This is a genomic window from Rhodococcus sp. AD45-ID (genome assembly GCF_003023755.1).
Lineage (GTDB): Bacteria > Actinomycetota > Actinomycetes > Mycobacteriales > Mycobacteriaceae > Rhodococcus_F > Rhodococcus_F globerula.
Window position 1 is genome coordinate 1196266 of record NZ_PYHL01000003.1, and the last position, 8924, is coordinate 1205189.

The window sequence follows — 8924 nt, forward strand, 5'->3', positions numbered from 1 at the left end:
TTATCCGACGGGGGCCATCTGTCTGCTGTGATTACTGCTGCGCGACTGCGCGCTTCATGCCACGCTCGACGGCCGCGATGATCTGCGGACGCAGTTCGGCGGCAGGCACGATCGCATCCACCGATCCGACCTCACGGGCGCGCTGGATGTTGTGGATGGCCTCGAACTCCGATGCCACCTCGCCGAGCTTGTCGGAGCGCACTGCGATGCGCTGGGCACTCAGTTCGACTCGCAGGCGTGCCTTTTCGGTGTCGTCCTTCGCTGCGGCAAGATCCGATTCCAGCTGCTGAACCTTCGGGTCCTTGTTGGTGCGGGTGTTCACGTCGCGAGTGAACACCACCGCTGCGGCGGGTGCGCCGCCGAGGACGGACGCAAACGATCCTTCCACGGCCAGAACTTCCATGTTGTCGTTGAGTGCTCCGGAGAACACCACAAACGCGCCACCGTGGTAGCGGGAGACGACGCAGAACACGATCGGGCCGTCGAAGTTGACGATGGCCCGGCCGATCTCGGCGCCGTATTCCAGCTGAATGTTGCGCAGCGACTCGGGGGAGCCGTCGAAGCCGGACAGGTTGGCCAGCACCACGATCGGACGGTTGCCACTTGCAGCGTTGATGGCGCGGGCCGTCTTCTTCGACGAGTTCGGGAACAGCGTTCCCGACGTCCAGGTGTCCGGACCGTCGGCGGGGAAGTGTCCCTTACGCGGAATTGCGCGAGACTCGATGCCGACAACGGTGACCGGGTATCCGGAGAGGTGCGCGTCGATCACCACGGAGGTGTCTGCGCCGGCCATGTCGGCCCACCGCTCGAGCACGGAGTGGTCCTGGTCGACCACCGAACGCATGACCGTCCGAATGTCGAAGGGCTTCTTGCGATCCGGGTTCTTGACGGACGAGAAGACGTCGCCGACGGTCTCGAAGTCGCTCGACGGGTGGGTGTGCGGGAAACTACGCACGTCACGGTCGACCGGGTCGGCTGTGTTCGCCCGACGCGGGAAGCGTTCTCCGGGAGCGAGGTACGAGTGCGCGTAGTGGCGGAACAGGATTTCGCACGCGGCCGTGAGGTCGGGTGCCCAGTACTGTGCCTGGCCGTTGGGGCCCATGACGCGGTCGTAGCCGCCGATGCCGAAGTTGTCTTCAGCCGAGACACCACCGGAGTAGTCCAGTGACTGCTTGCCGGTCAGAACCATGGCGCTGTCCGGGGTCATCACCAGAATGCCCTTGGTGTGCATGAGCATCGTGGCTTCGGCGTTCCAGTACGGCTGGGCGCCGACGTTGATGCCGGTGACAACGATGTTGATCTCGCCGCCGTTCTGCGTGAACGTGATGATCCGGCGCAGGCCGCGGGAGACCCAGTCCATGTTCTCGGTGCCGCTGTCCATGGAGATGGTGGCACCGGAGGACAGTGCAAACCACTCGACGGGCACGTTCAGCTTTTCCGCCAGGTCGATGGCAGCGACAACGCGGGAGCACTCGGCCTCGGCAACAGTTCCCAGTGCTTTCGTGGGATCACCGAACAGCGCGACGCGGGTCATGCCCTCGGGGTAGCGAGGCGTCGGTGTGTTGACAAGTCCGACAACAATTCCGGCCTTGTTGAGGCCGAACGGGCGGTCGACGGGAGCCAGAACTCCGGCGTCGTCGAAATCGTGCTCGACGAACGTGCCCTTGTTGCCGGTGAGGAGTGGCACCAGTTCGTACGGGTAGACGGTGCCGCGAGCGCGTGAGCTCTGCACCTTCTGGGCGTACGAGTCGAGGGGGAGCAGCGGTTCGGTGGGCGGGGTGGTCTTGTTGATGACCACTCCGGCGCCGGCGCGGTACGAGAAGCGCAACGCAACTTCCTCGGGCGCTCCGCCCTTGGGATCCTTGAGACGCGTGATCAGGGTGATCTCTTCGATTCCGGCGCCGACGGTGAGGCGGGCGGCGTTCTGTGCGATCACGGAGAATCGATCAGCGGGAACGTCGGCAAGTGGCCACACGTAGAGAACAACCCGGTTGGCGGCAAGTCGACGCTTGTCGCCGCGTTGGCTCTGGGCGCGGCGGATACCGTCGAGGCACGCGGCGAGGGTGCGTTCGATTGCGGGAAGCGCAACCATCCGGCCTTCGTCGTCGAGTTGCGGTGTCACGTCGCGAATCTCGGCCAGCGCGATCAGACGCTCGTCCGACGGGTTTTCCTTGGCGGAGAGGTGGAACAGGTAGGTGTTCTCCGGGGCGGGAAGGCGCTTGCCGTTGAAGTTCTTCAGACGCCACATGTCGAGACGCTGACCGGTCAACGGGTGCATGTCGCGAATGATCTGGTCCTCGACCAGTTCTCCGGCAACAGGGCGGAACGTGACCCAGCGGACCGGATCACCGTTCGGGTTGCAGACGATGACCGTCACGCGGCGTGAGCGGTTGACGGTCTCGTTGCGAGAGAGCGCAGTTCGGAGTGTCTCGACAAGAGTGTCACCGTCGGCCGGCTGATTCGGCCAGTCGAGGTAGATGTCGATCACCAGACCGCGACCGGCCGGGGCGTCCTGCGCGATCGTGGTGACGTCGTCGAGAGCGGTTCCGAGAGCGTCGAATTCGGCTACGGTCGAGACCAGATGGAGACCGTCACCCTTGAGGTCGAAGTTACCGGTGACAAAGCGACGGTCGACATGCTCGAATGCCCGCACGTCCTCGAAGGAGTGAATCTTGTAGTAGCGGCGCGTGATGACCTCGACCAACGGTCCGCCGTCACGGCTACCCAGACCGATCTTGCGGCCCAAGAGATCGAGCAGCGGTTCCGGCGTTGCCACGAGATTGGCGATCCGCTTGGCGCGGTCTGCAGCGTCCGGCTGCTCTTCGAGGTACGCGATGTTTCCGCGCACACCGTCGTACACGTCTTCGCGAACCTTGCGGATGCGCGGCTCGTCGAAGAACCGGAATCGAAGGTTGCGGGCGACGTCACCGATAACCGGGAAGCGCACCTGCGTTGCCACGATCAGCCGGTCGAGGACCTCGTTCAGTTCCTGCGCCGAGCAGCCGGGAGCCTTGTCGCCGGCGAGCCAGCCTTCGAGAAGTGCTGCGATGACCGGGATCTGGGCTTCCATGCGCTGCAATGCGAGGAAGAGTCGGTAGACAGCTTCTTCGACGGCGACACGATCGTCGAGATCGGTGACGTCGTAGTGGCGCAGGGCGCGCTCGAGGCGAGTGCGGAACGACGCCGGGACGCCCTCACGTTCGACGTCCAGCGAATGCAGGAACGTGTGGAAATGCTCGCGCGGGCTGTGGACGGACTCGTCCTTCTCCGTCTCGCCTGACGTGGGCTTGTTGCGGGAGAGCTCGCAGATATCGGCAAACGTGGTCAGAACGGCAAGTTCCGCCTGCACCAGTTCGCGATCTTCCGACTCGAGAGCGCTGCGCAGTGCGTCGTACTCGGCGAGAACCGCATTGGCATGCTTGCCGCTGACGTCGTAACCGCTGATCATCGCGGTCAGGGCTTCGAGCTGGGCCAGAGCGTCGGAGCGGGTGTCCGAACCGGAAGTCGAAGCGGACAGATCGAATTCGACGCGCGGAGCCTTCTCGGTGACAGCTTCGTCGCCTACCTGATCGACACGCAGCAGCGGTGCTCCCGCGTCGACCTGCGAGTTGACCGTCGCAAGGACCTCGCGGACCTTTCCGGCATACGGCGCGCGAACCGCGGTTTCCATCTTCATGGATTCGAGAACCACAAGGGTAGAACCGGCTTCGACGTCGTCTCCGACGGAAACCGGCACTGCGACAACCACAGCGGGAGCGGGCGCGCGGACAACACCGGCGTCGTCCTGGCTGATCTGGTGGCTGATGCCGTCGACCTCGACGAGGTAGCGCGACGGGCTTGCGACGGAGACAATGTGGAAACGTCGATCACCGATGACAAGGCGTGACTCGAAGTCGCCGAGCCGATCGACGTCCACCTCGACATCACCGGCATCGCCGTCGACGCGATAGCTGTGCGGACCGGTGCGGCCGACGGTCAGCTTGTACGCCTGACCCTGGTAGTTCAGCTCGACCGTGCGGCCGATCGCGTGGTTGGCGCGGGGACGGCCACCACGGGCGGACGCGAGGAATGCTGCGCGCTCTAGCGATTCCTCGGCGTCGTAGGCGTCGATCGCGGTGGCGACAAGCGCGACATCGGCGCGACGCGTCGTGGAATCCAGAGCGCCGGTGCGGTCCAGCCAACCGGTGTCGGCGGACGCCGAGATGACCTCGTCACGATCGAGAAGATCGAGGAGGAACGACTTGGTAGTGGTGCCGCCGTCGAGTACGACGGTGGTTTCCCGCAACGCCGTGCGCAGGCGTGCTAGGGCTTCCGGACGGGTGCGTCCCCAAGCGATGACCTTGGCGACCATCGAGTCGTAGTCGGGCGGAATGACGTCGCCGGCTGCGATTCCAGTGTCGACGCGGATACCCGAGCCGAGGGGGAACTTCAGCAACTGGACGGTGCCGGGTGCCGGCGCAAAATCGTTGTCGGCGTCTTCGGCGTTGAGACGAGCCTCGACGGCGTGACCGAATGCGGGAGGGCAATCGCCGACCAATTCTTCACCGCTGGCAACAAGGATCTGCAGCTTGACCAGGTCGATACCGGTGGTGACCTCGGTGATGGGGTGCTCGACCTGCAGGCGCGTGTTGACTTCGAGGAACGTGAACAGCTTGTTCTCGGGCTGATAGAGGTACTCGACAGTGCCTGCGCCCTGGTATCCCGCGGCCTTGACGAGTTCGGCCGACACCTCTTTGAGGTGGTTCGACTGCTCTTCGGTCAGGACGGGGGAGGCAGATTCCTCGATGACCTTCTGGTTGCGACGCTGAATCGAGCAGTCGCGGACGCCGGGGGCCCAGACATTGCCGTGGTTGTCGGCGATGATCTGCACCTCGACGTGGCGGGCGTCGGTGACCAGGCGTTCGAGGAAGACGACGGGATCGCCGAATGAACGCTCGGCTTCACCCTGGGTGCGCTCGAGCGCAACTTCGAGTTCGTCCTCGGCCCAGACCTTGCGGATTCCACGTCCACCACCGCCACTGCGAGCCTTGATGATCAGCGGGTAGCCGATGGCCTGTGCGTGGCGACGAGCGTCGGCGCGCGTGTCGACCGGCCCACCGCTCCACGGCGCGACGGGGACGCCGACCTTCTCGGCGAGGATCTTCGCGGCAACCTTGTCGCCGAGCAGTCGCATGGCGTCGGCACTGGGGCCGATGAACGTGATGCCAAGTTTTGCCACGATCTCCGCGAAAGCCGGATCTTCGGCGACAAAGCCCCAGCCGACCCAGACTGCGTCGGCCTTGGCTGCAAGCAACGCCCGTTCGAGTTCGACGTAGTCGAGATACGGGCTGCCGGTCCCGGTGCTGCGCAGCGTTACGCCCTCGTCTGCCTGGCGAACGAACATGGCCCGACGCTCGGCCTCTGTGTGCAGTGCAATGACGCGAATGCCGTAGTCGTGTTCAGCATTCAGTTCGCGTACTGCCCTGATCAGGCGGACTGCGGCCTCACCTCGATTGACCACTGCGATTCGTTTGAACATTGTCACTGCCACCGTCCTTGATGAGATTCATACGTCGCGTACGACGCGATATGGGCTGATCGTGCGTCACATACCGTCATGCTGTGGTTTTGACTTGCTCCGGGTTGTGGGCACTGCTGCTGTGACAAAAACTGCGGTGATGCGAATTGCTAGCCCCCGGATACGCATCTGCAGGTGTTTGCCATGTGGGTTCGTGAGTCCGGTGACGCCGAGTGCACGCGTCACGCCTGTGGCATGGACTCAGAACCGCTCCAATCACGAAATAGCAACATAGTGTTTCTGCCTCCAGGGAGTCCCTGGTTTATCTAAGGATGCAGTATGTGCGCCCACATGTCACCTGGGCGAATTCAAGAATATTAGTCAACGTGAACTGCGGTAACGCTTATCGTTTAATTGGCTGTGCCACAGACACTTTCGGCGTTGTGATGCGGATCACGGAGCGTCGAGTCGGGGCCGAAAACGAATACTCGTGGGTAACAAATTCGATTCTGGCGCAGTAGTTTTGAATTTGCCCTATGCTACTGGCCAGTGTTACCCGTCGGTACTACTGGCGAGTACGTTAACGCCACGCAAATGCAGAGCAAGGAAATTGCGTCTCACAGGTTTAATCGGATCTACCCCGGCGCGGCCCCGAGTGACTCGCGGCAAGGGTTCAACCCAGGCCTCACTGCGATGACTGCCAGTTACGTTGCTGTAGAAGTGCTTTCGGGCTCGCGGGGATCTGAGCTCTCGACCGGAAGTCGAGCCTCCAGTTCGTCGAGATGGCGAGTGATGTCGTCAAGTCCGGACTGGGGAAGATTCAACTGGTTACCGAGTGTGCTTGCCCCCGTGCGGAAATACCGGACCAGGGGGGCGTACTTGGCGGACAGCCTTGTTCGCGTCGGCTCGCCGAGATGCTTCACGCTGCCCGCGTTGTCGACGAAATCGCTGAATTTGACGAGAAATACGGCGGGATCTTCAATTGCCGCCACGACATGATCTTGATAACTGACAGCATTTCCATCTTGACTGTCGTTGATCGGATTAGTAACGGCTGCAACGATATTCGCTACTCGACTGCCGAAGGTATTCGAAATGGCCTGTGACGCCAACTGTTGGAGTAAGGATTTGTCCTCTTCGGAGGTCGGGTGGCCGGACAACAGTTCGATAACGGCGCGGGGTTGATCTTCCACCGTGTCGTGGAGAGCCGTGGCCGCCAGAACGTCGGCATCGACGCATCCGTATCGGAGGAGCCTGAGAACATTGCGCAACGGGTGGACGATATAGGGGTCCTCCGGGTTTTTGATTCCGTTCTTGCGGTTCTGGTCGATGTGAGCGAGCGCGGCTACATTCATCGCTTGCTGCAAGGCTTCGACGGAAATGGACGCCCGCTCCGCTGCCTCCAAGACTGCGAGCGCAAGGAGTGCTGGGTCCATCTCTTTGAGAGCGATAGCGTCGAAAGTGTGGCTGATCGATGTGGTGTCGTGCATAGGAACCTCTCGTTTGTGGGGCAGGAAATGACATGCATTGTTGCCTCGAGTCCTCCTGTGTATCTCGGCTTTGGCAACTAGTCTGAGGAAATGACAGTCGATCAGGCGTTGGACAGCGATTTTCTGACACTTGCCGATCCGTATCGGCGAGAGCTTCTGGCGCACTGCTATCGCATGATGGGTTCCATCCATGATGCTGAGGACCAGGTCCAGGAAACATTCATCCGCGCGTGGCGGGGGTTCGACGGTTTCCGCGGCCAATCGTCGTTTCGAACCTGGCTTTATCGTATCGCGACGAATACGTGTTTGACCGCCTTGGAAGGGCGCGCCAAGCGACCACTTCCGACAGGGTTGGGTGCGCCCAGTTCGGATCCATCCGACGAGTTGATCGAGCGCAATGAGATCGCCTGGCTCGAACCTATCGCCGACTCGTCGCTGGGTGATGTGAACGATCCGGCCGTCATGGTGGTGCAGCGAGATTCCGTGCGACTGGCTCTGATCGCGGCGCTGCAGCATCTCTCTCCGAGGCAGCGAGCAGTGTTGGTGTTGCGCGACGTGTTGCAGTGGAAAGCGGCAGAGGTGGCCGAAGCTCTCGATACCACCACGACCGCGGTCAACAGCGTTCTACAACGAGCGCGCGCACAGATCAGCAATATCGCGCCTACCGAAGACACTCTCATCGAACCCAGTTCCGGGGAAGCGCGAACATTGCTGCGTGAATACGTCCGTAGCTTCGAGAGCTACGACGTTGACGCCATCGTCGCGTTGTTCACGCGCGACGCGGTCTGGGAAATGCCGCCGTTCGAGGGTTGGTACCGCGGCCCCGAGGCGATCGGCCAGCTCATCGGGGACAAATGCCCGGCCGACGGGCCAGGGGCAATGCGTCTACTACCTACATCGGCCAACGGTCAGCCGGCGTTCGGGCTCTACATGCGTCAGGAGGACGGCATTCACCATGCCTTCCAGCTGCATGTTCTCGACGTCACCGAGTCGGGGATATCGCATGTGACCTGCTTCTTCGATCTCAGTCTGTTTCCCAGGTTCGGTCTACCAGCCGAGCTGTAATAAATCAGGGGTTGCACGCGAAACCCGCGCACAACCCCTGACGGTTGCAGTCTTACTGCGGATTCGCCACTACTGGGGATTTGCCGCAGCCGGGTCCATCCACATGACCTCCCAGACATGATTGTCGAGGTCGCGGAATGCGCGTCCGTACATGAAGCCGTGATCCTGAGGCTCCATCCACTTGGTGCCGCCGGCCGCGATGGCCGCATCGACAAAGCTGTCCACCTCTTCTCTGCTCTCGGCAGAGATGCACATGAGTGCTTCGCGGGCTTTCGACGTGTCACAGATGTCGTCCGCGATGAAGTCGCCGAATCGGGGCTCGTTCAGGAACATGACAGTCGCCGCATCGCTGACGATCATCGACACGGTGTTCTCGTCACTGAACATGTCGTTGAACTCGAAGCCGAGCCCGGCAAAGAAAGAACGGGTGGCGGAAACATCCTTCACAGGCATGTTGACGAAGAGCAGTCGGGACATCAGGTACTCCTTGCTGTCGGGTGGAACCGCTGTTGTTTGGTTCCTTTCACAGATGCAGACCATCCGAGACGCAGAAAATCATCGGGGGAGCGGGGATCTTGCTGAGTATTTCCCTCTGTTAACTATTCGCAGCGCTGTGACCAGGCGATTTGGTGTTGTGTTGATCTTCGCGTAACTTATTCCAAGTCAGAGCGACACGGACACCGACTCCCGCTTCACAGCGAGTGACACGAGGTTGTACGAAGTGCCTGGCCAAAATCCGAAGTAGTTTCCATCATGTATGGTTGTGCTTCAACCCCAGTTCCTCTTCACGATGTTCCGGTTTGCGCCGGTGACTTCGATGGGATAGGCTGGAAAAGTTGCCCCGGAGCGAGTGGCCTGAAGGTCGCGGTGAT

The 8924-nt window shown here is 61.6% G+C and carries 4 protein-coding genes; 1 reads left to right on the forward strand and 3 read right to left on the reverse strand.

Annotated elements, in window-relative coordinates; translation table 11 throughout:
* Positions 1–31: 31 nt before the first annotated feature.
* Both C7T36_RS29770 and C7T36_RS29775 read right to left on the reverse strand, forming a co-directional pair.
* A complete protein-coding gene (locus C7T36_RS29770; RefSeq protein ID WP_045069593.1) occupies positions 32–5518 on the reverse strand; it encodes a carboxyl transferase domain-containing protein in 5487 nt (1828 codons plus the stop codon).
* Between the two features lie 683 nt (positions 5519–6201).
* Entirely contained in the window at positions 6202–6987 is a 786-nt protein-coding gene (locus tag C7T36_RS29775; RefSeq protein ID WP_084702950.1) for an HD domain-containing protein, read from the reverse strand.
* A 90-nt stretch (positions 6988–7077) separates the two neighbouring features.
* Here C7T36_RS29775 and C7T36_RS29780 point away from each other — a divergent pair, with 90 nt between their 5' ends.
* Positions 7078–8052 (forward strand): sigma-70 family RNA polymerase sigma factor, encoded by a 975-nt coding sequence (locus C7T36_RS29780; RefSeq protein ID WP_045069594.1) that lies wholly within the window; start codon positions 7078–7080, stop codon positions 8050–8052.
* Between the two features lie 69 nt (positions 8053–8121).
* Here the strand turns inward: C7T36_RS29780 and C7T36_RS29785 are convergent, their stop codons facing one another.
* On the reverse strand, positions 8122–8529 hold the full coding sequence (locus tag C7T36_RS29785) for a VOC family protein (protein WP_033236742.1): 408 nt from the start codon (positions 8527–8529) through the stop codon (positions 8122–8124).
* Positions 8530–8924 lie beyond the last annotated feature (395 nt).

Coding starts and splice junctions, on each gene's coding strand:
- C7T36_RS29770 (WP_045069593.1), bottom strand. CDS start 5,518: ATGTTCAAACGAATCGCAGTGGTCAATCGAGGTGAGGCCGCAGTCCGC.
- C7T36_RS29775 (WP_084702950.1), bottom strand. CDS start 6,987: ATGCACGACACCACATCGATCAGCCACACTTTCGACGCTATCGCTCTC.
- C7T36_RS29780 (WP_045069594.1), top strand. CDS start 7,078: ATGACAGTCGATCAGGCGTTGGACAGCGATTTTCTGACACTTGCCGAT.
- C7T36_RS29785 (WP_033236742.1), bottom strand. CDS start 8,529: ATGTCCCGACTGCTCTTCGTCAACATGCCTGTGAAGGATGTTTCCGCC.